At 70.8% G+C, this 24,745-nt stretch carries 24 protein-coding genes and 1 riboswitch; of the genes, 9 read left to right on the forward strand and 15 right to left on the reverse strand.

The window, feature by feature from the left end; genetic code table 11:
* Positions 1-119 precede the first annotated feature (119 nt).
* The gene (locus AC07FN_RS18480; protein WP_478396714.1) at positions 120-1,745 is read right to left on the reverse strand and encodes an AMP-binding protein; all 1,626 of its coding nucleotides are present in this window, start codon (positions 1,743-1,745) and stop codon (positions 120-122) included.
* A gap of 117 nt (positions 1,746-1,862) precedes the next feature.
* Between AC07FN_RS18480 and AC07FN_RS18485 the strand changes: the two genes are divergently transcribed.
* The 3 genes from AC07FN_RS18485 (at position 1,863) to AC07FN_RS18495 (ending at position 3,672) form a co-directional block, all read left to right on the forward strand.
* Positions 1,863-2,651, forward strand: a complete 789-nt coding sequence (locus AC07FN_RS18485; RefSeq protein WP_478396715.1) for a PhzF family phenazine biosynthesis protein — start codon at positions 1,863-1,865, stop codon at positions 2,649-2,651.
* Positions 2,652-2,919: 268 nt separating this feature from the next.
* Positions 2,920-3,321: a YccF domain-containing protein gene (locus AC07FN_RS18490; RefSeq protein WP_478396716.1), complete on the forward strand. Its 402-nt coding sequence runs from the start codon at positions 2,920-2,922 to the stop codon at positions 3,319-3,321.
* Positions 3,322-3,399: 78 nt separating this feature from the next.
* A complete protein-coding gene (locus AC07FN_RS18495) occupies positions 3,400-3,672 on the forward strand; it encodes a hypothetical protein (RefSeq protein ID WP_478396717.1) in 273 nt (90 codons plus the stop codon).
* Between the two features lie 3 nt (positions 3,673-3,675).
* On the opposite strand, the gene AC07FN_RS18500 is transcribed toward AC07FN_RS18495, so the two are convergent.
* From AC07FN_RS18500 to AC07FN_RS18520, 5 genes are read right to left on the reverse strand one after another with little or no spacing between them, the layout of a single operon-like run.
* Positions 3,676-4,440: an HAD-IIA family hydrolase gene (locus AC07FN_RS18500; RefSeq protein ID WP_207954447.1), complete on the reverse strand. Its 765-nt coding sequence runs from the start codon at positions 4,438-4,440 to the stop codon at positions 3,676-3,678.
* A gap of 26 nt (positions 4,441-4,466) precedes the next feature.
* Complete coding sequence (locus AC07FN_RS18505) at positions 4,467-5,555, reverse strand: sulfate/molybdate ABC transporter ATP-binding protein (RefSeq protein ID WP_478396718.1); 1,089 nt, start codon at positions 5,553-5,555, stop codon at positions 4,467-4,469.
* Positions 5,552-6,343, reverse strand: coding sequence for an ABC transporter permease (locus AC07FN_RS18510; protein ID WP_478396719.1), 792 nt, complete (start codon positions 6,341-6,343; stop codon positions 5,552-5,554). The genes AC07FN_RS18505 and AC07FN_RS18510 overlap by 4 nt, the downstream gene beginning before the upstream one ends.
* 38 nt (positions 6,344-6,381) lie before the next feature.
* Positions 6,382-7,137, reverse strand: a complete 756-nt coding sequence (gene modA, locus AC07FN_RS18515; RefSeq protein WP_478396720.1) for a molybdate ABC transporter substrate-binding protein — start codon at positions 7,135-7,137, stop codon at positions 6,382-6,384.
* Positions 7,134-7,535, reverse strand: coding sequence for a TOBE domain-containing protein (locus AC07FN_RS18520; RefSeq protein ID WP_358580515.1), 402 nt, complete (start codon positions 7,533-7,535; stop codon positions 7,134-7,136). The genes modA and AC07FN_RS18520 overlap by 4 nt, the downstream gene beginning before the upstream one ends.
* A 184-nt stretch (positions 7,536-7,719) precedes the next feature.
* On the opposite strand from AC07FN_RS18520, the gene moaA reads away from it, so the two are divergent.
* The 3 genes from moaA to AC07FN_RS18535 all read left to right on the forward strand — a co-directional run bounded on the left by moaA (position 7,720) and on the right by AC07FN_RS18535 (position 10,429).
* A complete protein-coding gene (moaA, locus tag AC07FN_RS18525) occupies positions 7,720-8,778 on the forward strand; it encodes a GTP 3',8-cyclase MoaA (RefSeq protein WP_452618271.1) in 1,059 nt (352 codons plus the stop codon).
* Positions 8,779-8,782: 4 nt separating this feature from the next.
* On the forward strand, positions 8,783-9,076 hold the full coding sequence (locus tag AC07FN_RS18530; protein WP_478396721.1) for a MoaD/ThiS family protein: 294 nt from the start codon (positions 8,783-8,785) through the stop codon (positions 9,074-9,076).
* Between the two features lie 567 nt (positions 9,077-9,643).
* A riboswitch (cyclic di-AMP (ydaO/yuaA leader) is annotated at positions 9,644-9,804 on the forward strand.
* Between the two features lies 1 nt (position 9,805).
* Positions 9,806-10,429 (forward strand): transglycosylase family protein, encoded by a 624-nt coding sequence (locus tag AC07FN_RS18535; RefSeq protein WP_478396722.1) that lies wholly within the window; start codon positions 9,806-9,808, stop codon positions 10,427-10,429.
* Positions 10,430-10,849: 420 nt separating this feature from the next.
* Here AC07FN_RS18535 and AC07FN_RS18540 read toward each other — a convergent pair whose 3' ends face one another.
* A complete protein-coding gene (locus AC07FN_RS18540; protein ID WP_478396723.1) occupies positions 10,850-11,686 on the reverse strand; it encodes an SDR family NAD(P)-dependent oxidoreductase in 837 nt (278 codons plus the stop codon).
* A gap of 112 nt (positions 11,687-11,798) precedes the next feature.
* Between AC07FN_RS18540 and AC07FN_RS18545 the strand changes: the two genes are divergently transcribed.
* Positions 11,799-12,401: a TetR/AcrR family transcriptional regulator gene (locus tag AC07FN_RS18545; protein WP_358580527.1), complete on the forward strand. Its 603-nt coding sequence runs from the start codon at positions 11,799-11,801 to the stop codon at positions 12,399-12,401.
* A gap of 105 nt (positions 12,402-12,506) precedes the next feature.
* Here AC07FN_RS18545 and AC07FN_RS18550 read toward each other — a convergent pair whose 3' ends face one another.
* The 4 genes from AC07FN_RS18550 to AC07FN_RS18565 all read right to left on the reverse strand — a co-directional run bounded on the left by AC07FN_RS18550 (position 12,507) and on the right by AC07FN_RS18565 (position 16,145).
* Positions 12,507-13,421 (reverse strand): molybdenum cofactor biosynthesis protein MoaE, encoded by a 915-nt coding sequence (locus AC07FN_RS18550; RefSeq protein WP_478396724.1) that lies wholly within the window; start codon positions 13,419-13,421, stop codon positions 12,507-12,509.
* A gap of 195 nt (positions 13,422-13,616) precedes the next feature.
* Positions 13,617-14,096 carry a cyclic pyranopterin monophosphate synthase MoaC gene (moaC, locus tag AC07FN_RS18555; protein ID WP_452618277.1) on the reverse strand — a complete coding sequence of 160 codons (480 nt, stop codon included), beginning with the start codon at positions 14,094-14,096 and terminating at the stop codon, positions 13,617-13,619.
* A gap of 94 nt (positions 14,097-14,190) precedes the next feature.
* A complete protein-coding gene (locus AC07FN_RS18560) occupies positions 14,191-15,648 on the reverse strand; it encodes an NAD-dependent malic enzyme (RefSeq protein WP_478396725.1) in 1,458 nt (485 codons plus the stop codon).
* A gap of 293 nt (positions 15,649-15,941) precedes the next feature.
* Positions 15,942-16,145: a hypothetical protein gene (locus AC07FN_RS18565; RefSeq protein WP_452618279.1), complete on the reverse strand. Its 204-nt coding sequence runs from the start codon at positions 16,143-16,145 to the stop codon at positions 15,942-15,944.
* Positions 16,146-16,315: 170 nt separating this feature from the next.
* On the opposite strand from AC07FN_RS18565, the gene AC07FN_RS18570 reads away from it, so the two are divergent.
* Positions 16,316-18,568, forward strand: coding sequence for a helicase-associated domain-containing protein (locus tag AC07FN_RS18570; RefSeq protein ID WP_478396726.1), 2,253 nt, complete (start codon positions 16,316-16,318; stop codon positions 18,566-18,568).
* A 138-nt stretch (positions 18,569-18,706) separates the two neighbouring features.
* Positions 18,707-19,138 (forward strand): PPOX class F420-dependent oxidoreductase, encoded by a 432-nt coding sequence (locus tag AC07FN_RS18575; protein ID WP_478396727.1) that lies wholly within the window; start codon positions 18,707-18,709, stop codon positions 19,136-19,138.
* A gap of 309 nt (positions 19,139-19,447) precedes the next feature.
* Here the strand turns inward: AC07FN_RS18575 and AC07FN_RS18580 are convergent, their stop codons facing one another.
* From AC07FN_RS18580 to AC07FN_RS18595, 4 genes are read right to left on the reverse strand one after another with little or no spacing between them, the layout of a single operon-like run.
* Positions 19,448-20,044 (reverse strand): GTP-binding protein, encoded by a 597-nt coding sequence (locus AC07FN_RS18580; protein ID WP_478396728.1) that lies wholly within the window; start codon positions 20,042-20,044, stop codon positions 19,448-19,450.
* Complete coding sequence (locus AC07FN_RS18585) at positions 20,025-20,768, reverse strand: DUF742 domain-containing protein (RefSeq protein ID WP_478396729.1); 744 nt, start codon at positions 20,766-20,768, stop codon at positions 20,025-20,027. The genes AC07FN_RS18580 and AC07FN_RS18585 overlap by 20 nt, the downstream gene beginning before the upstream one ends.
* Positions 20,769-20,800: 32 nt before the next feature.
* Positions 20,801-21,232, reverse strand: a complete 432-nt coding sequence (locus tag AC07FN_RS18590) for a roadblock/LC7 domain-containing protein (RefSeq protein WP_093268627.1) — start codon at positions 21,230-21,232, stop codon at positions 20,801-20,803.
* A complete protein-coding gene (locus tag AC07FN_RS18595; protein WP_478396730.1) occupies positions 21,229-24,441 on the reverse strand; it encodes a sensor histidine kinase in 3,213 nt (1,070 codons plus the stop codon). The genes AC07FN_RS18590 and AC07FN_RS18595 overlap by 4 nt, the downstream gene beginning before the upstream one ends.
* Between the last annotated feature and the right edge of the window lie 304 nt (positions 24,442-24,745).

The following is a 24,745-nucleotide window of genomic DNA, read 5'->3' on the forward strand; positions in this document are numbered from 1 at the left end:
CCCGAAACGTAGGAACCCCTGTTCCGCCCACAAGACCAACCCCCCCCCCACCCCCCCCGCCCTTCGTTCTTTCTTTTTTTTTCCCCCCTCCCCCCCCCCCCCCCCCCACCACCGCTGGATCAGTCGAGGTCGAGGAGCTTCTTCGCGGTTTCGCGCATCTCGATCTTGCGGATCTTGCCGGTGACCGTCATGGGGAACTCGTCGACGACGTGGACGTAGCGCGGGACCTTGTAGTGCGCGAGCTTGCCGGCGCAGAACTCGCGCAGCGCCTCGGCGGTCAGCGACGCGGCGCCCTCGCGCAGCCGCACCCAGGCCATCAGCTCCTCGCCGTACTTCGCGTCCGGGACGCCGATGACCTGCGCGTCGAGGATGTCCGGGTGCGTGTAGAGGAACTCCTCGATCTCGCGCGGGTAGACGTTCTCGCCGCCGCGGATGACCATGTCCTTGATCCGGCCGGTGATGCTCACGTAGCCGTCTTCGTCCATGACGGCGAGGTCGCCGGTGTGCATCCAGCGCGCCGCGTCCACCACCTCGGCGGTCTTCTCCGGCTGCTCCCAGTAGCCGAGCATCACCGAGTAGCCGCGGGTGCACAGCTCGCCCGGCGTGCCCACCGGCACGGTCAGGCCGGTGGCCGGGTCGACGATCTTGATCTCCAGGTGCGGCCCGACCCGGCCCACCGTGGACACCCGCCGCTCCAGCGAGTCGTCGGCGCGGGTCTGCGTCGACACCGGCGAGGTCTCGGTCATGCCGTAGCAGATCGACACCTCGCTCATCCCCATCCGGCCGATGACCTGCTTCATCACCTCCACCGGGCAGGGCGAGCCGGCCATGATCCCAGTGCGCAGCGAGGACAGGTCGAAGGACTCGAAGTCCGGGTGGTCGAGCTCGGCGATGAACATCGTCGGCACCCCGTACAGCGAGGTGCAGCGCTCCGCGGCGACGGCCGACAGCGCCGCCGTCGGGTCGAAGCCCTCCGACGGGATCACCATCGCCGACCCGTGACTGGTGCACGCCAGGTTGCCCATCACCATGCCGAAGCAGTGGTAGAACGGCGGCACGATCGCCACCCGGTCGGCCTCGGTGTAACCGCACAGCTCGCCGACGAAGAACCCGTTGTTCAGGATGTTGTGGTGCGACAGCGTCGCGCCCTTCGGGAATCCGGTGGTGCCCGAGGTGTACTGGATGTTGATCGGGTCGTCGGCCGACAGCCGGATCGCCGCCAGCCGCTGCGGATCGCCGGAGCCGCCGGCCAGCTCCGTCCACTCCGGGGAATCCAGGAACACCACCTGCTCCAGGCCCGGGCACTTCACCCGCACCTGCTCCACCATCGCCACGTAGTCCGACGACTTGAACGACCGCGCCGACACCAGCAGCCGCACCCCGGCCTGGTTGAGCACGTACTCCAGCTCATGCATCCGGTACGCCGGGTTGATGTTGACCAGGATCGCGCCGATCTTCGCCGTCGCGTACTGGGTCGTGGTCCACTCGGCGCGGTTCGGCGCCCAGATCCCGACCCGGTCGCCCTTGCCGATCCCGGCGTCCAGCAGGCCCACCGCCAGCGCGTCCACCTCGGCGACGAACTCCCGGTAGGACCAGCGGCGCCCGGTCGCGAACTCCACGAGCGCGTCGCGGTCGGGGAAGCGCGCCGCCGTCCGGTCGAGGTTCTCGCCGATGGTGTCGCCCAACAGCGGAACGTCCGAGATGCCCGAGGCGTAGCTGGGCTGAGCTGGTTCGACGGCATCCACGTCGACGACCTCCCGAAAACTCAGTGATGCAGGTCACCCATCTTGTCCTGGCCGGACGCCCGTCGGCCACCCCCGGATGCGGGTAGTGGCCGGCCCGGGGTTGCGTACCGTTCAGGGATGCGTGCTTTCGTCGTGGATTCCTTCACCGACAGCGCCTTCGCCGGCAACCCCGCCGGCGTCGTGCTGCTGGACGCCCCTGCCGAGGCCGAGTGGATGCAGTCGGTCGCTGCCGAGCTGCGGCACTCCGAGACGGCGTTCGTCGTGACCGGCGGCCCAGAGGGCGAACCCAAGCCGCTGCGCTGGTTCACCCCCTCGACCGAGGTGCCGCTGTGCGGGCACGCCACCCTGGCGACGGCGCACGTGCTCGGCGGCGACCAGCGCTTCGACACCCGCAGCGGCGTGCTCACCTGCACCGCGCAGGACGACGGCTGGATCGAGATGGACTTCCCGGTCGACCGCGCCGAGCCGGTGGAGCCGCCCTCGGCGCTGGCCGCGGGGCTGCCCGGCATCACCATCGAGGAGGCCGCGGAGGGCGAGACCAAGGTGCTGGCGCTCGCCGCATCCGCCGCGGAGGTCCGCGCGGTGCGGCCGGACTTCGCGATGCTGGCGGACGTCCCGTCGCGAGGGGTGATCATCACGGCGCCGGGCGACCGACCGGGCATCGACTTCGTCAGCCGGGTGTTCGCCCCGCAGGTCGGCATCCCGGAAGACCCGGTGACCGGCTCGGCCCACTGCACGCTGGCGAACTGGTGGGCGGCGAAGCTCGGGAAGGACGACCACGACACGACGTTCGTCGGAGAGCAGGCGTCCCAACGAGGCGGCATCGTCCAGATGGCCCTCCGCGGAAACCGCGTAGGCCTCCGCGGCCGCGCGGTCACGGTCCTCAGCGGCGACCTCCTCGTCTGACCCACCACTCAGCCCGATCCACCGCCCGGTCCGGCCCGCCGCCCGGTCCGACCCGCCGCAGTTTCAATTGAAACTGCACCACATCGGCGTGTCGCACCACGACACACCGGTGCCTGTGGACAACTCCCGCAATTTCAATGGAAATCAGAGGTCCGATTTCCATTGAAATTGCGGGACCACCCGCTCGGAGCGCGCCTGCGAGATGGTCCGGTGTGTGATCCACTACCTCGGTTCGGCGACCGGGATGCGGGGCTGGCACCGTGGAGGCATGCGGTTGCTGCTGAACATCATCTGGCTGGTGCTCTGCGGGTTCTGGATGGCCTTCGGCTACGCGGTCGCCGGGGTCGTCCTGGCGATCACGATCATCGGCATCCCGTTCTCCATCGCGTCCTTCCGGATGGCCAACTTCGCGCTGTGGCCGTTCGGCAGGCGGCTGGTCGACGAGCCCACCTCGGGCGCGATGGCAGGTATCGGCAACGTCCTCTGGCTGGTGCTGGCCGGCTGGTGGCTGGCGCTCGGGCACATCTTCACCGGCATCGCGCTGTGCGTCACGATCGTCGGCATCCCGCTGGGCATCGCGAACTTCAAGCTCGTCCCGGTCTCGCTGCTGCCGCTGGGCAAGCGCATCGTGGACGCCGACGACGTGTACGCGTTCATGCGTCCCAGGTGACGTGCGACACATCGGCGTACGACCGAATCGGCCGAATGCAGTCCCACAGTCATAGGAATCGGCGGCTTGGGGATTCGGATGATCACGGAACTGGAGCTGGAGCGGGTCGCGGCGGCGGTCGAGCGCGCCTTCCGCGGTCCGGCACGGCAGGACTGGGCGCACGTCGAACGGCTGCGGCTGCAGGCGGACCTGCTCGACCGCCTGGCGGCGGCGCAGCGCCACTGGTCGGGCTCGCTGAGCCGCCGCGCCGAGCTCGTGCGCGATGCCGCTGAGCGCCTGGCCGACGAGCTCAACCAGGTCACCAGCGCCATCGCCGTGCCGAAACCCGCCCCGCCCGCGACGCCGTCGTAGCGATCAGGCCTTGAACGGATCCAGGACGTGGCCCGTGAGGTCGGCGATCGAGTTGATCACCTTCGTCGGCCGGTACGGGAACAGGTCCGCGGTGTGCTCGTCGGAGATCCCGGACAGCACCAGGATCGTCTGCATGCCCGATTCCAGGCCGGACCGCACGTCGGTGTCCATCCGGTCGCCGATCATCAGGGTGTTCTCCGAGTGCGCGCCCAGGTGGCGCAGCGCCGACCGCATCATCAGCGGGTTCGGCTTGCCCACGTAGTACGGCGCGCGGCCGGTCACCCGCTCGATCAGCGCGGCGACGGCACCGGTGGCGGGCAGCGTGCCCTCCCGGCTCGGCCCCTTCTCGTCGGGGTTGGTGGCGATGAACCGCGCGCCGCCCTCGACCAGCCGGATCGCCTTGGTTATCGCCTCGAAGCTGTAGGTGCGGGTCTCGCCGAGGATGACGTAGTCCGGATCGCGATCGGTCAGCACGTAGCCGATGTTGTGCAGCGCCGTGGTCAGCCCCGACTCCCCGACCACGTAGGCCGTGCCGCCGGGCCGCTGCTTCTCCAGGAACTGCGCGGTCGCCAGCGCGGAGGTCCAGATCGCGCCCTCCGGGACGTCCAGCCCGGTGCGCGACAGCCTGGCGCGCAGGTCGCGCGGGGTGTAGATCGAGTTGTTGGTGAAGACCATGAACGGGATGCCGTTCTCGCGCAGCGCCGCCACGAAGGCGTCCGCGCCCGGCACCATGTGCTCCTCGTGCACGAGCACGCCGTCCATGTCCATCAGGTACGTCCAGGGGGATGGCTCAGTCACGCCCCAGATGATCCACCTGATGTGGGGTGAATTGCTACTTCGGCGGCCTTCACCACGAACCAGACCTCGTCGTCGGGGGTGAGCCGCAGGTCGGCGACGGCCGCCGGGGTCACGTCGGCGGCCAACGAGCAGTCCCGCACCACGCCGCGCACCCGCACGACGTCGCCGCGCGGTTCGAGCGCCGCCAACCGCACCGGGATCGCGTTGCGCGGGCTGCCGTGCGGGCGCTCGCGGTGCACCGCGACGGCCGACGGCGCGAACACCGCAGCAGCGGCTTCGCCCTGCTCCAGCTCCTCGGCGATCCGGCCGCTGATCGTGCTGTCGCCGAAGGAAACGCCGTCCGCCGCTGCTACCCCGGGCACCAGGTTCAGCCCGGCCACCCGCGCCGTGAACGCCTCCTTCGGGCGGGCCAGCACCTCGCGGGTCGGGCCCTGCTCGACGACGCAGCCGTCGAGCATCACCAGGAGCCGATCGGCGAGCACGACCGCGTCCAGCACGTCGTGGGTGACCAGCACGGTCGGCTTTTCCTGCCGCCGCAGCACCTGGTGCAGCAGCCCGCGCATGGCCGGAGCGGCGTCGACGTCGAGCGCGGCCAGCGGCTCGTCGAGCAGCAGCAACCGCGGATTCGCCGCCAGCGCCCGGGCCAGCGCCACTCGCTGCGCCTGACCGCCCGAGAGCTGACCGGGCCTGCGCGCCGCCAGCTCGGCGACGTCCACCTCGGACAACCAGCGCCCGGCTGCCTCCCGCGCATCGGCCTTGCGGACACCGACCGCACGCGGTCCGAATGCGACGTTCTCCAGCGCCGTCAGATTCGGGAACAGCAGGGCGTTCTGCGCGAGCAGCCCGACACCGCGGCGGTGCGTCGCCACGTTGATCCCGCGCTCGGTGTCCAGCCACGCGGTGCCGTCCAGCTCGACGCGCCCGCGGTGCGGGACGAGCTGCCCGGCCAGCACCGACAGCAGCGTCGACTTGCCCGCCCCGTTCGGCCCGAGCACCGCCAGGACCTCGCCGGGCGCCACCTCGAACTCCGCGCGCAGCGTGAAGTCGGGGCGCCGGAACTCGATGTCGGCGCGCAATCCGCTCACAGCCGTCCCTCCACCGCCTTGGGCCGGGCCACCACGATCACCAGCAGCGCGACCACCACCAGCAGCAACGACATCGCGACCGCAGCGTCCACATCGGACTGCGCCGTGGTGTAGATGGCCAGCGGCAGGGTCCGGGTGGTGCCCTGCAAGCTACCGGCGAAGGTGATCGTCGCGCCGAACTCCCCCAGCGCCCGCGCGAAGGCCAGCACCAGGCTCGACCCGAGCGCGGGCAGCAGCAGCGGCACGGTGACGCGCCGGAACGTCAGCCAGGGCCCGGCGCCCAGCGTCGCGGCGACCTGCTCGTACCGCCCGCCGGCGGTCCGCAGCGCGCCTTCCAGGCCGACCACGAGGAACGGCATCGCGACGAACGTCTGCGCGAGCACCACGGCGGTTGTCGTGTAGGGCAAGCGAATTCCCACGACGTCCAGCAGCTGCCCGATCGGACCGGTGCGGCCCAGCAGGTAGAGCAGGGCGAGGCCGCCGACGACCGGCGGAAGCACCAGCGGCAGCAGCACGAAGGCCCGCACCACGCGGAGCCCGCGCATGCGGGACCGCGCGAGCACCAGCGCCAGCGGACCGCCGAGGAGCAGCGCGAGCGCGGTGGAGATCAGCCCGGTGACCACCGAGAGCCACAGCGCGTCGAGCGCGGCCGGGCTGAGCAGCAGCTCCGGCAGGCGCGCGGGATCGACGCGCGTCAGCAGCCCCAGGACCGGCAGGACCACGAGCGCCAGCGCGAGCGCGGCCGGCACCCACAGCACCACCGGCACCCGGGTCGTCCGCAGTTTCAATTGAAACTGCGGACGGTCCACACCTGACGGGGCACTGCTCACGGAGCGCCGAAGCCGTGCTTGCCGAGGACCTCGCGGCCGATCGGGCCGCGCGCGAACGCCATGAACTCCGCCGCCAGCTGCGCCTCCGGCGCGGCGGTGATCGTCGCGATCGGATAGGTGTTGGTCGCCTGCTGCGACTCCGGGAAGTCCACCGCCTGCACCTTGTCACCGGCCGCCTTCGCGTCGGTGACGTACACCAGCCCTGCGTCCGCCTCGCCGGCGACGACCTTCTGCAGCACCGACTTCACGTCGTCCTCCTCGCTGGCGGGCGTCAGCTGCACGCCGGAGGCCTGCGTCACCTTCTGCGTGGCCGATCCGCACGGCACCTGCGGCGCGCAGACCACGACCGTCCGGCCGGGCGCCGCGAGGTCGGCGAGCGAGGCGATCCCGGCCGGGTTGCCCGGCGGGACCACGATCGTCAGCTGGTTCGTCGCGAGGACCTCCGGCGTGCCGACCAGGTCCCGCACCTTGTCCATGTTCTTGGTGTCCGCCGAGGCGAACACGTCCGCGGCGCGGCCCTGCTTGATCTGCTCGGCGAGCGTCGACGAGCCCTGGTAGTCGAACTGCACCCGCACGTCGGGGTGCTGCTCGGTGAACCGGGTGCCGAGCTCGTCGAAGGACTCGGTGAGGGACGCGGCCGCGAGCACGGTCAGCGTGCGCTGCGGCTGGGCCTGCTGCCCGGCCTGCCCGCACCCGGCCAGCACCACGAGCGCGACCAGCGCGCCGGCGATCATCTTGAGCTTCGACATCATCCTTCTCCCGGTGTTTCCACCACGACGTTGGTCGACTTGACCACGGCGACCGCCAGCGCCCCGGGCACCAGCCCGAGTTCGCGCACCGCCTCGGTGCTCATCAGCGAGACGATCCGGTGCGGGCCGCACTGGATCTCCACCTGCGACATGACCCGGTCCGAGATCACCTCGGTGACCAGCCCGACGAGCCGGTTGCGCGCCGACCGGCCGATGCCGGACGGGTCCGGCGTCGATCGGGCCTGGGCGCGGGCGAACTCGGCGAGCGCGGCGCCGTCCACGGTTCGCCGGCCGGCGGCGTCCCGCTCCGAAGGCAGCTGTCCGCCATCGACCCACCGGCGCACCGTGTCGTCGCTGACGCCGAGCAGCCCGGCGGCCTCCGAAATCCGATAGTGCGGCACAGCCGCCCACATTACTTCCGCAGCTGCGTTCAAAACCAGCGAAATTGTCCGCAAACACGGATCTTGCAACGACTTTGTGCCTTCCTCCGACCACTCCGGACGCCGCAGCGGATCACTCGGCGATTCCGCACAAATTGGGGCCGCGCGATCGAAATCCCCTCCCGCTACGCGCTAGGGTCGTGGGGTGACCGCGGTGGACCTGGGAATCCCGCTCGTGCGCCGCACGACCGACACGTCCGCACGCCCGGACACGACCCGGCTGGTGGACCGGTTCGGCCGCATCGCGACCGACTTGCGCGTTTCCCTCATCGACAAGTGCAACCTGCGCTGCACCTACTGCATGCCCGCCGAGGGCCTGCCCTGGCTGAAGCGCGCGGAACTCCTCGACACCGAGGAGATGAACCGGCTGATCCGCATCGCCGTGGAGGAGCTGGGCGTCACCACGGTGCGCTTCACCGGCGGCGAGCCGCTGCTGAGGCAGGACCTGGTGGACATCATCGCGGCGACCGCGGCGCTGCCGAGCCGCCCGACGACCTCGCTGACCACCAACGGCATCAACCTCGGCGGCTTCGCCGAACCGCTGGTGCGGGCCGGGTTGAACCGGGTCAACGTCTCGCTCGACACCCTCGACCGCGACGTGTTCAAGCAGCTCACCCGCCGCGACCGGCTGGACGACGTGCTGGCCGGGCTCGCCGCGGCGAAGGAGATGCGGCTGGAGCCGGTCAAGGTCAACGCGGTGCTGATGCGCGGGATCAACGACCACGAGGCCGGCGACCTGCTGCGCTTCTGCATCGAGCGCGGCTACCAGCTGCGGTTCATCGAGCAGATGCCGCTGGACGCCCAGCACGAGTGGGACCGCGGCCAGATGATCACCGCCGAGGAGATCCTGGAGCGCCTCGGCGGCGAGTTCGCCCTCACCCCGGACGTCGCCGAGCGCGGCTCCGCGCCCGCGGAGCGCTGGCTGGTCGACGGCGGGCCCGCGACGGTCGGCGTGATCGCCTCGGTGACCAGGCCGTTCTGCGCCGCCTGCGACCGCACCCGGCTCACCGCGGACGGCCAGCTGCGCTCGTGCCTTTTCTCGACGACCGAGACGGACCTGCGCGGGCCGATGCGGGCCGGGGCCGAGGACGCCGAACTGATCCGGCTGTGGCAGGAGACGATGTGGGCGAAGGCAGCCGGGCACGGGATGGATTCGGGCGAGTTCGCCCAGCCGTCCCGGCCGATGAGCGCAATCGGGGGTTGACCGGATGACGGCTCTGCCGGAGCAGATCGGGACCGTGGCGGTGCGGGTGCGCTACTTCGCGGGCGCCCGCGCGGCCGCCGGGATCCCGGAGGAAACGGTGCACGTCACGCGCCCGGACGGCGCCGCCGTGACCGCCGCGGACGTCATCGCCGCCGCGCTCGGCCGGCACGACGAGAAGCTGGCGGACGTGCTGCCCGCGTGCAGCTTCCTGCTCGACGGAGTCGCCGTCCGGGACCGCGGGATCGCGGTTCCCGACGACGCGACCCTCGACGTCCTCCCGCCGTTCGCGGGCGGCTGAAACCCCTCTTCAGCGGCCTCACGGGGCGACACTGCATTACTGCGCGCGCGGGCGTGCGCGCGCACGCGAATACAACATGCGTCGGCGTGTCGTACACGCTCGGCCAGGTGACATTTCGGTCTCGCTTCCGGGCATGTCGATCTTGACTCACGCGCCGTGTCCTTCGGCAGCCTTAACAGTCCCTGATCTAGCTACACAGATCACTACCGTGCGCATTGACGCGAATCCTCTTCGCAACCACCACGGTGGAGTCATGGCACGCCTGGGCGAGAACCCGGACGGGCCGCCGGAGCGGCGAATCGCTGCGACGAGGGTGGCCCGGAGGGAGCAACGAGGTGACCCACGACTCACTTACGGTGATCGATATCGGCCTGGAAACGACTTGATAACGGCGCTCTGATCAGCACAAATACCCCGGATCGAAGCATTGCCCCCAGTTGTTACGTGACCAGCGTCACATGAACTCAGGTTTCCGATCTCCCCGATGGTTACGTAGTGTCGCTCCTCGGTCGGCCCCGAACCGATCAGCAAGGAGCGGAAGCTCGCAGCGCCGAACCCTGTCCGGCGGGCTTCCAGACCCCGAAACGAAGAAAACCGGACAGGGGCGGGGGACCCAACACCCGGGCTCCCCGAAGCCCTAGGGGTGAAGCCGGCTCCCCCGAGTCGGCCGGGCTGCCTCTCAGCCCGAACCCGACAGCTGACCTCGCAGGCGCGGCAGGAGAGAGGAACATGGCTCGCTACCAAGGCAAGCACCGCAAGCCTTCCAATACCGGCCGCACCCTGGCCCGCGTCGCCGTCGCCGGCGCGGTGGTCGCCACCCCGATCGCGATCGCCGCCCCCGCCAACGCGGCCCCGAACTGGGACAAGCTCGCCCAGTGCGAGAGCAGCGGCAACTGGAGCATCAACAGCGGCAACGGCTACTACGGCGGACTCCAGTTCAGCGCGTCCACCTGGGCGGCCTACGGCGGCACCCAGTACGCCAGCAGCGCGCACCAGGCGACCCGCGAGCAGCAGATCGCCGTCGCCGAGAAGGTCCTCGCCTCGCAGGGCGCCAACGCGTGGCCGGGCTGCACCTCCAAGCTGAACTGGACCAGCGGCGGCACCAAGGTCACCGCCAAGGTGACCACGCCGAAGAAGGTCACCACGCCGAAGAAGACCACCGAGACCAAGGTCAAGACCCAGACGCCGACGGTGAAGACCAACGGCGCGGACTACACGGTCCAGCTCGGTGACACGCTGAGCAAGATCGGCGAGCAGTTCGGCGTGAGCTACCAGGACATCGCGCAGCGCAACTCGAGCGTCATCAACGACCCGAACCTGATCTTCCCGGGCCAGCAGCTCGACATCAAGTGATCTGGTCGGTCGGCTGAGCCGGCCGGCGAGGAGTACGTGTCGTACCCCCCGACACGGCACGTGCTCCGCACTCTCGGAACCCCCACCGCACCCCCCAGCGGCGGGGGTTCCGTCTTTTTCTTGTTTTCCCGGCTCGTTCTGGGAAGCGGTGCGGGTGGCGGAACCTCAGGGGTCTTCTCGACTCCGGGACCCCCGACACACGTATGTCCAATACGTCGCGTCGGGGCTGTCCTCGCGAGAAGACCCCTGAGAACCCGCGGCGGTGCCGGTTGCGAGGGTGGGCTAAGCGGCTACGCCGCTTCAAAGACAAAAGGCCGCGCTACTCACCTCAGCACGTCCCAAACCACCGCTACTACAGCCGAAAGAACTCACGGCCCCGGTCTAAAAGAACTCACGACCCCGATCTGACAGCCGCCGCCCTTACTCGGCCTGGCGGCTGAGGTGTTCCCACTTGGCCAGCTCCGCCGTCATGGCCTTGGTCATCCCGTCGACCATGTCGTAGGCCGCCGATCCCAGGATCAGGCGCTTCGGCGGCTCCGCCATGTTCACCACGTCGAGCACCACCTCCGCCGCCTTCGCCGGGTCGAAGTCCTCCGACTCCGCCCACAGGCCGGCCAGCCATTCGCGCAGCGGCTCGTAGGCCTCGTGCTCCACCGTCTGCGTCAGGCCGCGAGTGAACAGGTCGGTCTCATAGCCGCCCGGCTGCAGGATCGTCACCTTGATCCCGAACCGCTCGACCTCCATCTGCAGCGCCTCGCTCATCGAGTCCAGCGCCGCCTTGCCCGCGCCATACATGCCCGTCGCCGCGAAGCCGCCCGTCGAGCCCATCGAGGACACCTGCAGGATGTGGCCCGAGCGCCGCTCTCGGAGATGCGGGACGACGGCCTGGCTCACCCACAGCGCGCCGAAGAAGTTGGTGTCCAGGTGCGCCCTGGCCTGCTCCTCGGTGAGCTCCTCGATCATGCCGAGCAAGACGCCGCCGGCGTTGTTCACCACGATGTCCAGGCGACCGAAGGCCGCGATCGCCCGCTCGACGCCTGCGAAAACGGCCTCTCGGTCCGAGACGTCGAGCGGGAACGCGACCAGGCGGCCGTCGAAGAGGCCAACGAGCTCCTCCAGCGGAGTGATGTCGCGGGCGACGCCGACCACCCGGTCGCCCGCCGCGAGCGCGGCTTCGGTGAACGCCCGCCCGAGACCGCGGGAGGCGCCGGTGATGAACCAGGTGCGGGGTCCGGGTCCGGTGGATGCGTGTTGCACGGGCACTCCTCGAAATTTTGAGACGATACGGTCCGTCTCGTTGTTTTCGAGCATGCACCACCTGTCCGCAGGCTGTCAAGACGGACCGTCTCGTCGCGCGTATTGTGTGGGCATGGCATCCCGGAAGACGCCGGACGTGACCCGCCGCAGCGAGCGGTCCCGGGTGGCGATCCTGACCGCGGCCCGCGAACTCATCGCCGAGGTCGGCTACGCCAAGCTGTCCATCGAGGCAATCGCCGCCCGCGCCGGAGTCGGCAAGCAGACGATCTACCGCTGGTGGTCGTCGAAGGGCGCGGTCGTCTTCGATTCCCTGCTGGCGCTCAGCGAAGGCGCGGACGGCGAGGGCATCGCGCTGCCGGACACCGGCGACATCGAGGCGGACCTCAAGACCGTGCTGCGCGCGACGGCGGCCGAGTTCGCCGACCCCGAGTTCGAGGCGCCGATCCGGGCGCTCAACACCGAGATCATCAACGATGCCGAGCTGGCCGCGATCTACCGCGAGAAGATGGCGGCGCCGGTGGAGGAAGCGAAGAAGGAGCGCCTGCGCAGCGCGCAGCGCGCAGGTCAGCTCGCGGCCGACGCGGACCTGGACCTGTTCCTGGAGGTGCTGTACGCGCCGCTGGCCCAGCGCTGGCTGCTGCGCTCCGGCCCGCTCGACGACGCCTTCGCCGACGCCCTGGTCGACGCGGCGCTCCGCGCCTTCCGCCCGGAGTGACGGGCGGGGTTCCCGATTTCAGGGGCGTTTCAGAACGTGCCGTGAGCGGTTTGGGGCGCTCTGGCGCCCCAAACCGCTCACGGGCGTTCACCTCCCCAAACCGGATCAGGGGCAGTTGACCCATTCTTCGGTGTTGTCCTCGAAGACCTGGCGCTTCCAGATCGGCAGCCGCCGCTTCACCTCGTCGACCAGCTCCGAGCAGGCGCTGAACGCCTGCTTGCGGTGCTCCGCCGCCACCGCGCAGCCGAGCGCCACGTCGCCGATCTTGAGCAGGCCGATCCGGTGCGACACCGCGATGGCGCGCACGCCCTCGAAGCGCGCGGCGATGTCCTGCGCCACCTCGGCGATCACGTCGGACGCACTGGGATGCCCGACGTACTCCAGCTCGCGGACGCCGCGTCCACCGTCGTGGTCGCGGACCACCCCGCCGAAGGTCACCACGGCGCCGGCCGCTCGGTGCTCCACCGACCTGGCCAGGTCGTCGACGTCGATCACCTGCTCCGTCACGTCGGCCCGCAGAACGTCTGCGACCGCCCGGTTCGGCGCCGCGTGGTCGCCACCGTGCAGCTGGTCGACGGCGTGGTCCAGGACCCCGTCCAGCACGCCGAGGCCGTCCTCGACGCCGCCGCGCGAGCCCGGCAGGTTCACGATCAGCGTCCGGCCGCTGACGCCGGCCAGCCCTCGGGAGAGCACCGCCGTCGGGACCTCCGGCAGGCCCGCCGAGCGGATCGCCTCGGCCAGTCCCGGAATCGGGTAGTCCAGGACCGCCGCCGTGACCTCGGGCGTGCGGTCGGTCGGGCTGATCCCGGTGCCGCCGGTGGTGATCACGACGTCCGCGCCGGCGGCGACCGCGCGGCGCAGCTCCTCGCCCACCGGGTCGCCGTCCGGCACCACGACGGGGTCCGGCACCTCGTAGCCGTGCCCGCGCAGCCACTCGACGATCACCGGGCCGGTGCGGTCGGGGTAGACGCCGGCCGAGGCGCGGTTGGACGCGGCGATCACTCGCGCTGTCCTCGTCATGGAGACCTCCTGTGTGTTGGCGCCGGAGTCCGCTCGGCCGCCGCAAGGCCATCTTCCGCGACCGACCGGCATGGCCTCAAGCGCGCCCGCTCCGTGGCACACCGCACCGACGTCCGGCAACGCGTCCGTCCGCAATTTCAATGGAAATCGAAGGTCCGATTTCCATTGAAATTGCGGACCGCTGGGGGCCGGGGGTCAGGTGTTGCGGGTCCAGGTGCCGGTTTTGCCGCCTTCTTTGCGTTCCACCCGGACCTCGTCTAGGACCGCGGCCGGGTCTACCGCCTTGATCATGTCGTGCAGGGTGAGGCCGGCGCCCGCCACCGCGGTCAGCGCCTCCATCTCGACGCCGGTGCGGTCGGTGGTCTTCACCGTGGCGGTGATCCGCACCTCCGACTCGCCGAGCTCCAGCTCGACCTTGGCGCCCGAGATAGCGATCGGGTGGCACAGCGGGATGAGGTCCGGGGTGCGCTTCGCGGCCATGATCCCGGCGATCCGGGCGGTGGCGATCGCGTCGCCCTTCGGCAGCCCGTCGCGGCGCAGCAGGGCGATCACCTCGGCCGTCGTGCGCACCACGCCGCTGGCGACCGCGATGCGGGCGGTGGGCTGCTTGCCGGAGACGTCGACCATGCGAGCGGCGCCCGCCTCGTCGACATGCGTGAGCTCGTCCTGCGCCATGCCCCGAGCCTAGTCCGTCGGACCCGCCGCCCATCGCGGCCCGAGAACACGAGCGCGGGGCGCCCCGGCAGAGGACGCCCCGCACCTCGGTGGATCAGTAATCGACGTCCTCGGCCATGGACCACGGCAGGGAGGTTCCGCCGCCGTTCGGCTCCGGGTCGCCGTCCTTGGACGCGATCGCCGCCTTCTTCACCGCATCCGCGACCGCCGGCGCCACCGCCGAGTCGAACACGCTCGGCACGATGAACGAGGCGTTGATCCGCTCCCCGTCCACGACGTCGGCGATCGCGTTCGACGCCGCGATCATCATCTCGTCGGTGATCTTGTGCGCGTGCGCGTCCAGCAGGCCGCGGAACACGCCGGGGAACGCCAGCACGTTGTTGATCTGGTTCGGGTAGTCGCTGCGGCCGGTCGCCACGATGGTGGCGTGCTTCTGCGCCTCCAGCGGGTCGATCTCCGGGTCCGGGTTGGCCAGCGCGAACACGATCGAGTCGGTGTTCATGGTCGCCACGTCGTCCGCGGTGAGCAGGTTCGGCGCGGACACGCCGATGAACACGTCCGCCCCGCGCACCGCGTCGGAGAGCGTGCCGGCGCGGCCGTCCTTGTTGGTGCCAGCGGCGATGGACTGCAGGTTCGGGTCGGTGTCGCCGCGCCCGGTGTGGACGATGCCGTCGATGTCGACGGCGATGATGTCGGCCGGCCCCTTGTGCTGCAGCAGGCGGATGATCGCCGAACCGGCCGCGCCGACGCCGCACACCACGATGCGGCAGTCGGTGATGTCCTTGTTCACCACGCGCAGCGCGTTGCGCAGCGCGCCCAGCACCACGATCGCGGTGCCGTGCTGGTCGTCGTGGAAGACCGGGATGTTCAGCTTCTCCCGCAGCCGGGCCTCGATCTCGAAGCAGCGCGGCGCGGCGATGTCCTCGAGGTTGATGCCGCCGTAGACCGGAGCGATCAGCTCGACGGCGCGGATGATCTCCTCGGTGTCCTGGGTGTCCAGGCAGACCGGCCAGGCGTTGACCCCGGCGAACTTCTTGAACAGCGCGGCCTTGCCCTCCATCACCGGCAGCGCGGCCTCCGGGCCGATGTTGCCCAGGCCGAGCACGGCGGAACCGTCGGTGACCACCGCGACGGCGTTGCGCTTGATGGTCAGGCGGCGCGCGTCCTCCGGGTTGTCCGCGATCGCGGTGCAGACCCGGGCGACGCCGGGCGTGTACGCGCGGGAGAGGTCGTCTCGGTTGTTGAGCGCGACCCGCGAGTTGACCTCGATCTTGCCGCCGAGGTGCACCAGGAAGGTCCGGTCGGAGATCTTGCGGACCCGGACGCCGGGCAGCGTCCCGAGGACCTCGGCGAGGTCGTTGGCGTGGTCGGCCGACAGCGCGTTGCAGGTGATGTCGACGACGATGCGGTCGGCGTGCGACTCCACGACGTCGAACGCCGTGATGACGCCGCCGGCGCGACCGATCGCGCTGGTCAGGTCACCCGCCGCGGTCGTCGACGGCGGGGCCTCGACGCGAACGGTGATCGAATAACCCGGACCTGGAACCGGCATGGCACACCCCTGTCGAGCTGATCGGCTATGGACTTGGCGGGTGCCGTCCCCGGGGCGGCCTCGGGGGCCGTCGCAGCAGATCGCTCATCCGGGGTGCAAGCCCTTCGGGCCTGCTAAGCGACCGGAACTTCACCCAGCACGAAAAAGCCTAAAACTTTCCCGAGTGTGAGCGACGTCCGGTCCCGTTACCGGCCGGTTCCCCTTGACAAAACCCGCCCCGAAGCGGCACGGCCACCACGGAGCGGGTCTACGGGCGATCGCCGATCCGCGCTGGGGCGGATGCCGGCAGGGGGTCACTTGTTGATGCGCGTGACCGGGTGGACGTAGGGAACGGCGTCCTGGCGGAGCGGGAAGGTGGTGTCGCCGTACGGCGACATCGCGCCCTGGATGTCGGCCAGGAACTCGCTCACCGGGTGTTCGCCGTCGGCGACCTTCGGCCAAGACGGGTCAATGCGGTCCTTTTTGGTCTTGCCGGCCACGTCGTTCCTCCTGGGCATTCCGGCTACGGTGCACTTCCAGTTTGCCGGATCGGGCCCCGAACCTCACCCAAGGGTGCGCAGCGCAACGTTCCGGCGGGCGCGCCGCCTGCGACGCATGTCTCACCGGGGCGGCCGCCCGGCATTCGAGACGGCCCGCCGGCGCTGCCCGGCTGGGTATCGTGGAGCCGATGTCATCACTGGCGGATTGGCTGCGGGAGCGCAGCGACGAACAGCTGGTCGCGCTGCTCCGCGCTCGGCCCGACCTCGCGACCCCGCCGCCGGCCGACACCTCGGTGCTGGCGACGCGGCTCGGCGTGCGCTCGTCGGTCGCGCGGGCCTGCGAGGACCTCGACTCCTTCGCTCTCGCCACGCTCGAAGCGCTGGTGCTGCTCGACGCCGACGACGCGCCGGTGTCGCTGGACGCCGTCGCCGCGATGCTCGGCCCGGACGTCACGGTCGAACGCGCCCGCCGGTCGGTCGCGCAGCTGCGCGACCTCGCGCTGGCCTGGGGCGGGGACGTCGAGCTCGCCGTGCCTTCTGCCGCGCGGGAGGCACTGCCGACCTTCCCCGCCGGGCTCGGGCGCCCGGCCGAAGGCCTCACCGCGGCCGCGGCGGAAGCCGCGCTGGCCGAGCTCGGAGAGGAAGAGCGGCGGCTGGTCGACAAGCTCGCCGGCGGCGCGCCGATCGGGCGCACCAAGGACGCGGCCAAGCAGGTCCCGCTGGAGCAGGCGACCAACCCAGTGCAACGGCTGCTCGCCAAGGGCCTGCTGCTGCGGCGCGACGCGGAGACCGTCGAGCTGCCGCGCCAGCTCGCGCTGGCCGTGCGCGGCGACCGGCCGATGGGCGCGGTCGAACCCGACGAGCCGATCCCGGACCTGGTGGGCACCGATCAATCCACTGTGGACAACACGGCCGGCGGCGCGGCGCTGGAACTGCTGCGGCACGTCGAAGGGCTGCTGAACGCCTGGGGCGAGGAGCCGCCCGACGTGCTGCGCTCCGGCGGGGTCGGGGTGCGCGACCTGCGCCGCACCGCCAAGGCGATCGAGATCGACGAGAACCTCCTCGGCCTGCTCGTGGAGGTCGCGGTCGCGGCCAACCTCATCGCCAACAGCGAGGGCGCGGAACCGCAGTGGGTGCCGACCATCCAGTCCGACACCTGGCTGGCCTCGCCGCCCGAGCAGCGCTGGGCCGCGCTGGCCCAGGCGTGGCTGGACCTGCCGCGCCTGCCGGGCCTGGTCGGCGCCCGCGACGAGAAGGACCGGCTGCTCAACCCGTTGTCGGAAGACCTGCGCCGGCCGCTCGCGCCGAAGGACCGCCGCCGCATCCTCGACTACCTCGACGAACTGCCCGGCGGGTACGGCGCCCGGCCGGACGACGTCGCCGCCGTGCTCGGCTGGCGCGCGCCGCGCCGCGGCGGCCGGCTGCGCGACGACCTGGTCCGCTGGACGCTCGCCGAAGCGACCGCCCTCGGCGTCGTGGCGCTGCACGCGCTGACCACCGCCGGACGCGTCCTGCTCGCCGACGGCGCCGCCGAGGCGGCCCGCCAACTCGCCGCCGCGCTGCCCGAACCGCTCGACCACGTGCTGGCGCAGGCCGACCTCACCATCGTCGCGCCGGGCCGCCTCGAACCCGACCTCGCCATCGAGATGAAGCTCGTCGCGGACGTCGAATCCGCCGGCAGCGCAACGGTTTACCGCGTCGGCGACGGCAGCATCCGGCGCGCGCTCGACGCCGGCTACACCGCCGACGACCTGCACGCGCTGTTCCGGACCCGCTCGCGCACGCCGATCCCGCAGTCGCTGACCTACCTCATCGACGACGTCGCGCGCCGCCACGGCCGGCTCCGCGCGGGCACCGCCGCGGCCTTCCTGCGCTGCGACGATCCGTTGATGCTGGCCGAAATCCTGGCCAAGCCCGGAGCCGAAGAGCTCGAACTCCGCCGCATCGCGCCCACCGTGCTGGTCAGCCCGCTGCCGCTGGCCGACGTGGTCGCCGTGCTGCGCGCGGCCGGGTTCTCGCCGGTCGCCGAAGGCCCGGACGGCAACGTGCTCGACCTCCGGGAGAGCGGGCGGCGCGTGCGCGGCAAGAGCCGCCCGGCTCCGCCGGTGGCGATCGCCGGGCCGAGCGGGGAGCAGCTCGGCGAGCTCGTGGCGCAGCTGCGAGCCGGCGACCGGGCTGGGACGGCGCGGCGCGGCAGCGCCGTGAGCCCCGAACGCGGGCGGCCGAGCGCCGAGGCGACGCTGCAGCTGCTGCGCGACGCGGCGCGTCAGCAGCGGAGCGTGTGGCTGGGGTTCGTGGACACGCACGGGGTGCGGAGCCAGCGCGTGGTGCGGCCGGTGAGCGTCGGCGGCGGGATCCTGCAGGGCGTCGACACCAGCAGCGACGAGGTGGGCAACTTCCCGCTGCACCGGATCATGTCCGTCGCGCTCGTCGAGGACTGATCTTCCCCTTGACCTTCACGCCGATGTGAAGGTCGATGATCGTGCCGTGACGACCGATCCGTTCGAAGCCGAGTCCCTGCGTGGGGACGGTCGCGCGGCGATGATCGAGCGGTTCCGCAAGCCTTCGGAGGTTCGACCATGACCAGCACATCGTTCGATCCGCGCGCGCTGCTCGCGGAGAGCCGGCTCGGCGTCCTCGCGACGATCAAGTCGGACGGCCGCCCGCAGCTCTCCCCCGTCATGCCCTTCTACGACGAGGAATCCGGGGCCATCCACATCTCGACGCGGGAGGGGCTGGCCAAGACGGCGAACCTGCGCCGGGATCCGCGCGCCGCGCTGGAGGTCACCGGCCCCGACGGCATGACGTGGGCCACCGCCGAGGGCACCGCGACGCTCACCCGGCCGGGAACCGATCCGCACGGCCCCGAGGTCGAGGCGCTGGTGGATTACTACCGCAAGGCGGCCGGGGAGCACCCGGACTGGGACGAGTACCGGTCGGTGATGGTGTCCGATCGCCGGGTGCTCGTCACGATCGCGGTCGAGCGCGTGTACGGCGCCGACATCCGCTGACGGAGCACCGAAGCACCGAGCTCAGGACTCGCGAGAACTCGTTCCGCGCACTGGTGCGCCCCCGCTGGCTGACGTGAGGTGAACGGCCTGTTCGCCTCGATAGGAGAGGTGAACGGCCTGTTCACCTCATCCGCCCGAGGCGGTGGACACCGTTGGAGTTGAGGTGAACGGCCCGTTCGTCTCGATAGGCGAGGCGAACAGGCCGTTGACTCCACCATCCCGAAGGCACTGACGCCCTACGACGCCCCCGCTTGACGACATCCCGAACGGCCTCTGCCCCGGTCCAAAACGCTCACGAGCGCTGCGGGATCAGCGGGCTGCGGCCATGCGCTGGCGCATGGCGTGCTCCACCAGGGTGATCAGGGCGTGCTTGGTGGATTCGCGGTTCCGGGCGTCGCAGGTGATCATCGGGACCGAGGCGTCGATCGTCAGCGCCTCCCGGATGTCCTCCTGGCGGTGGTGCATCACGCCGTCGAAGGTGTTCACCGCGATGATGTAGGGCAGGCCGCGGTCGTCGAAGAAGTCGATCGAGGCGAACGCGTCGGCCAGTCGCCGGGTGTCCACCAGCACCACCGCGCCGATCGCGCCGCGCACCAAGTCGTCCCACATGAACCAGAACCGGTGCTGCCCGGGCGTGCCGAACAGGTACAGGATCAAGTCCGAATCCAGCGAGACCCGGCCGAAGTCCATCGCCACCGTGGTCGTGACCTTGCCCGGCGTCGCGCTGAGGTCGTCGACCCCGACGCTCGCCTCGGTCATGACCGCCTCGGTGGTCAACGGCACGATCTCGGACACCGAACCGACGAAAGTCGTCTTCCCGACCCCGAAACCACCGGCGACCACGATCTTCGTCGAGGTCTTCTGGCCGGCCGCATTCGATCGGGGATCAGAGCCTGCGAAGCCCACTGAGCACCCTTTCCAAGAACTCCATGGACGGCCGATCACCAACGACCATGCCACTGTCATGAATCAGAACCAGGCCGGTGTCGGCCATGTCGCCGATCAGCACCCGAACAACGCCCAACGGCAGGCGCAGGTGCGCGGCCACCTCGGCCACCGAGCGAGCCTCCAGGCACAGCTCGGAGATCGACCGGTGCTCGGACCTGGTCTGGGTCGCCTGCGTGCGACCGCGTTCGCTGGTGGTCACCAGCGTCTCGATAGCAAGATCATAATCGGTGCGGGTGCGCCCACGCGTGCGGGCGTACGGCCGCACCAACGACCCGCCGTCCAGGCCGTCGGACTCCTGCGGATCGATGGCCGGGATCGCCGGCATCGACCCCGAGATCGACGGCATGGACTGCGAAATCGCCGACATCGGCTGGGAAATCGACGGCATCGACTGCGAAATCGGCGACATCGACTGCGAGATCGACGGCATCGACACCGATGGCGGCCCGCTGTCGGCCGGCCTGGGGGGACCGGCTACCTCGGGCACCGAGTTGTAGCTGGAGCCGAACAGGTCCGCGCCCGGGCCGCCGAACAGCGCCCGGTCGTACCCGCCGATCGACTCGCCGCCCTGGCCGGCGGCGCCGTCGTCGACGAAGTCGTCCTGCCAGGACTCGGCGCTCAGCCGCTTGTTGTAGAGGCGGAACAGGTCACCGTCCCAGCTGGGCTCGGAACCGGTGTTCATGGCGAGCTCCCCTCAGCGTTCCGCGACCGGACTCACCGGCGAACCATGCCCTGCAGCTGCGCCCGCAGTTCCGGCGTGAGCTGCCGGCCGACCCGCTCCACCAGCAAGGTCATCTCGTAGGCGACCAGGCCGATGTCGGCGTTCGGCGCGGCCAGCACCGCGAGGCAGGAACCGTCGCTGATGGACATCAGGAACAGGTAGCCCTGCTCCATCTCGACCACGGTCTGGGTGACCTCACCGGCTTCGAAGCAGCGCGCTGCGCCCTGCGTGAGGCTGACCAGCCCGGAGGCGACAGCGGACAACTGCTCGGCTCGGTCCCGCGGCAAACCCTGGGACCCGGCGAGCAGCAGGCCATCCGCGGAGACGACCACCGAGTGCGCCACGCCGGGGACGCGACGCACGAAGTCGGTGATCAGCCAGCTGAAGCTGTTGCTGCTCGTCGGTTGCTGCACGGACCCGTTCACTCCTGCTCCTCGGGACGGCTCGGATTCGAGCGGGGTGTTTCGGTGGAAACCGGTTCGGCCTTGGAATGCCTACCGCGTGTGACGCCCTGCTGGAAGTTCGCCATCCGGCCGCGCACGGCGTCTGCCGAACGCGGGGTGGCGGGCTTGCGGCGGGGGGCCTGCGGGGTGCGCGGTGCGGCCGAGCCGGGCACCAGGTTCGTCTTGGGCACGCGCTTGGGCAGCCCGGCGGAGGTGGTCTCCTGGACCTGCTGGGTCTGCAGCAGCGCCTCCGCGGCCCGCCAGCCGTCGTCGGCCGAACCCCAGCCGGGATCCGGGGTCGTGGTGCGCGGCACCTCGTCGACGACGGGTTCTTCCGGCGCGCTGGGCCGCTCCGGCTCGACCGGCGCTTCGGCCGCTACCGGGGCGGCCGGGGTCGCCGGCGCGGCCGGACCGGCCGCGGAATCGTCCACATCGGACTCGCGGAACCACTGCGAGAGCACGGCTTCGTAGATCGGCAGTCGCTGCGTCGGCGCATCGTCCATGTCCCAGGCGGCCCCTCTCGGCTCGTCGTCGGCGAACGCCGGCGCCGGGCCGTCGGTGCCTTCGACCGGGCCGCCCCCTCGGGCCCAGGACGCCGAGGCCGGCTCCTGCCGGGTTCCGTTGTCCGCTGCGCCGTCGGAGTCCGCGGTGCCGAAGAGGCCACCGCCCAAGCCTGATCCGTTCAGTCCGCTGCCGTTGTGCGCGGGATCGGCCGGGAACACGGCCGGCACGAAGTTGGCCGTCTTCTCCGCCTCGAACGGGCTGTGGAACAGGTCGGCCGGTCCGGTGGACTCGGCAGGTGGCCCGCACCGCCCGCCTTGGGAATCCGCGAACTGGTCCCCGGCGCTCTCCTCGCTCGGCCACTCCTCGGCGCGGACGTCGTCCTCGGGCGCCTTCGACGCGTTCTCCCAGTCCGGGACGTCGGTGGCGCCGAACGAATCGCCGCTGGACACCGTCACCGAGTACTGGGTCGACAGCTCGGTGTCATCGACGTCCGGTTCGTCTTCTTCCTGCTGCGCCATCGGCGTGAACGCGGTGGCCTGCTCGATGCCGGCCAGCGACGGCAGCGGCGCGCGCTCGGTGGGCGGGTCGATCCCGCGGTCGGAACCGGCGGCGCGGCCGCCGAAGGCCGCGGCCAGCCCGAGGTGCGTGCCGGTCTCGCTGAGCTCCTGGCGCCGCTCCTCGGCGAGCGCCGCGCGCGGCACGTCGGGCATCGGCTTCGGGCCGTCCGGGGTCAGCTGGACGACGAACTCGCCGGCCAGGTGCACCGTCGCGGTGACGCCGCCTTCCAGGTTGTCGTTGTTGTGCAGCTCGACCCGGATGTCGTGGCGCCGGGCCAGCTGCCCGACCACGAACAGACCCATCCGGCGGGACACCGCGACGTCGATCTCCGGCGGCCGGGTGAGCCGGTCGTTGATCTCGTCGATCTCGCTGGCGTCGATGCCCACGCCGCGGTCGCGGATCTCGATGACGAGTTCCTGCCTGCGGTAGGCGGTCCGGACGGTGACCTCGGTGTCCGGGTTGGAGAACACCGTGGCGTTCTCCAGCAGCTCGGCGACCAGGTGCACGAAGTCGTTGACCACGCGGCCCTGGATGGCCAGGTCGGGCGCGTCGACCACGGCGACCCGCGCGTACTGCTCGACCTCGGACACCGCGGCGCCGAGCACCTCGTTGAGCGGCACCGGGCGCATCATCCGGCGGGTCAGGTCGGTGCCGCCGAGGATCAGCAGGTTCTCGTTGTTCCGGCGCATGCGGGTCGCCAGGTGGTCCAGCTCGAACAGGCTGCTCAGCTGGTCCGGGTCCTGCTCGTCCTGCTCCAGCCGGTCGATCAGGGCCAGCTGCCGCTGCACCAGCGTCTGGCTGCGGCGCGCCAGGTTGACGAACAGGTCGTTGACGTTGGTGCGCAGCAGCGCCTGCTCGGCGGCCAGCCGCAGCGCCTGCTGGTGCACCGCGTCGAAGGTGCGGGCCACCTGCCCGATCTCCTCGCTGGAGTGCACCGGCACCGGCGGCACCGTGATCTGGGTCGCGGCGCTCGGGTTCTCGTTCACCTTGTCGATCGCTTCGGGCAGGCTCCTCTGCGCGATCTCCAGGGCTCCGTAGCGGAGGGTGCGCAGCGGCCGCAGCATCGAGCGCGCGATGTAGGCCGCGACGCCGAAGGCGACCACCAGCAGCAGCAACAGCAGCGCCGAGTCGCGGACCAGCGACCACCAGGCGGAATCGGCGAGTTCGGTGGCGTCGTCGTGGAAGTCGGCGAGCACCGAGTCCTCCACCGAGCGGACCAGGTCGGTGCGCTTGCCCGACTGCGTGCCCCACTCCAGCGGGTCGATGCCCAGCGACTGCTGCCCGCGGTCGGACGCGATCAGCGCGCTCTGCTCGATCTGCTCCGAGTCGTCCACCTCGGCGCCGGCGACCCGCGCCGCGTAGAGGGCGCGTTGCTCGGGCGTGGCGGCGTTCTCGAACTCCGCGTAGGCGGCCTCGAAGCGGGCGTTCGCGGCGCGGACCGCGTCGGTCTGCCCGGTGAGGAAGCGGTTGAGCATCCCGGCGCTGAGCAGGATCGAGCGCTGCTGGGCCAGCTGCTCCTTGGCCCGGCCGAGCGCTTCGGCCGCCCGGGCGGTCTGGCTGACCTGGGTGTTGACCGCGGAGGTCGCGACCATCCGGTTGATCTGCAGCAGGTTGTCGAGCACCGAGTTGTAGGCGACCAACGTCTGCGGGCCGGTGAACCGGTCGTTGATGGTGGCGCGCAGGGCGCCGAGGCTGCCGAGCCGGTGGGTGGCGCTCTGGTAGGCGTTGCGGACCTCCGGGGAGAAGTCCGCCACCCGGGTGTCGTAGGCCCGGAGCTGCTGGACCGCGGCGTCGACGCGCTGGCCCTGCGCGGCGTAGTCGGCGCCCGCGTTGCCGCCGTTGGCGGTGGTGAACACGATCGCGAAGTCGCGCTCGCGCTGCAGCTCGTGGGTCAGGTTCGCGGCCTGCTGGCCGAGTTCGACCTGCTCGACGATGGTGTTCAGCCGGGACTGGGTGGCGAGGCCGTCGTACACCCGGATGCCGCCGACGCCGAGCGCGGCCAGGGTCGGGACGAGCAGGACGGCGGCCATCTTGTACCGGAGGCGCCAGTTGCGCAGCCACCACGTCTTGGACCGGCCAGCCGGTTCGGTGGCTGCATCGGCTCCGGTAGCGGGGTCGTTGTTGAGCATCCCTGTTTCCTGCGCTGCGGCGGACATTGGCGGCACCGCCACGGCTAGCTGCCTCTCCGCGCCGCGACAGTGTTGATCATCGTGATGGGAGCGTGCCCGCGATCCGACGCGGCGGCGCCAGGTATCCACAAGCGGGTCGATGGTTCTCCGGCTCGCGCCAAATCCCCAGCGACCCAGACTCTGTCAGCCCGGCTTGCCATCACACTCCCTGGTCACAACGTGCATCCCCCGAAGCAGAGGCCAGTCACCTCGACGGGCGAGACTATACTTAACTGGCCGTCACAAGTCAGGCCCCCAGAGAGAG

It is taken from the genome of Saccharopolyspora sp. NPDC045941, from assembly GCF_056431445.1.

What these genes read in the sequence shown, in the direction of transcription:
- AC07FN_RS18485 (WP_478396715.1), top strand. Translation starts at nt 1,863, where the DNA reads ATGCGTGCTTTCGTCGTGGATTCCTTCACCGACAGCGCCTTCGCCGGC.
- AC07FN_RS18490 (WP_478396716.1), top strand. Translation starts at nt 2,920, where the DNA reads ATGCGGTTGCTGCTGAACATCATCTGGCTGGTGCTCTGCGGGTTCTGG.
- AC07FN_RS18495 (WP_478396717.1), top strand. Translation starts at nt 3,400, where the DNA reads ATGATCACGGAACTGGAGCTGGAGCGGGTCGCGGCGGCGGTCGAGCGC.
- AC07FN_RS18500 (WP_207954447.1), bottom strand. Translation starts at nt 4,440, where the DNA reads ATGGACATGGACGGCGTGCTCGTGCACGAGGAGCACATGGTGCCGGGC.
- modA (WP_478396720.1), bottom strand. Translation starts at nt 7,137, where the DNA reads ATGATGTCGAAGCTCAAGATGATCGCCGGCGCGCTGGTCGCGCTCGTG.
- AC07FN_RS18530 (WP_478396721.1), top strand. Translation starts at nt 8,783, where the DNA reads ATGACGGCTCTGCCGGAGCAGATCGGGACCGTGGCGGTGCGGGTGCGC.
- AC07FN_RS18535 (WP_478396722.1), top strand. Translation starts at nt 9,806, where the DNA reads ATGGCTCGCTACCAAGGCAAGCACCGCAAGCCTTCCAATACCGGCCGC.
- AC07FN_RS18545 (WP_358580527.1), top strand. Translation starts at nt 11,799, where the DNA reads ATGGCATCCCGGAAGACGCCGGACGTGACCCGCCGCAGCGAGCGGTCC.
- AC07FN_RS18550 (WP_478396724.1), bottom strand. Translation starts at nt 13,421, where the DNA reads ATGACGAGGACAGCGCGAGTGATCGCCGCGTCCAACCGCGCCTCGGCC.
- moaC (WP_452618277.1), bottom strand. Translation starts at nt 14,096, where the DNA reads ATGGCGCAGGACGAGCTCACGCATGTCGACGAGGCGGGCGCCGCTCGC.
- AC07FN_RS18560 (WP_478396725.1), bottom strand. Translation starts at nt 15,648, where the DNA reads ATGCCGGTTCCAGGTCCGGGTTATTCGATCACCGTTCGCGTCGAGGCC.
- AC07FN_RS18565 (WP_452618279.1), bottom strand. Translation starts at nt 16,145, where the DNA reads ATGCCCAGGAGGAACGACGTGGCCGGCAAGACCAAAAAGGACCGCATT.
- AC07FN_RS18570 (WP_478396726.1), top strand. Translation starts at nt 16,316, where the DNA reads ATGTCATCACTGGCGGATTGGCTGCGGGAGCGCAGCGACGAACAGCTG.
- AC07FN_RS18575 (WP_478396727.1), top strand. Translation starts at nt 18,707, where the DNA reads ATGACCAGCACATCGTTCGATCCGCGCGCGCTGCTCGCGGAGAGCCGG.
- AC07FN_RS18585 (WP_478396729.1), bottom strand. Translation starts at nt 20,768, where the DNA reads ATGAACACCGGTTCCGAGCCCAGCTGGGACGGTGACCTGTTCCGCCTC.
- AC07FN_RS18595 (WP_478396730.1), bottom strand. Translation starts at nt 24,441, where the DNA reads ATGCTCAACAACGACCCCGCTACCGGAGCCGATGCAGCCACCGAACCG.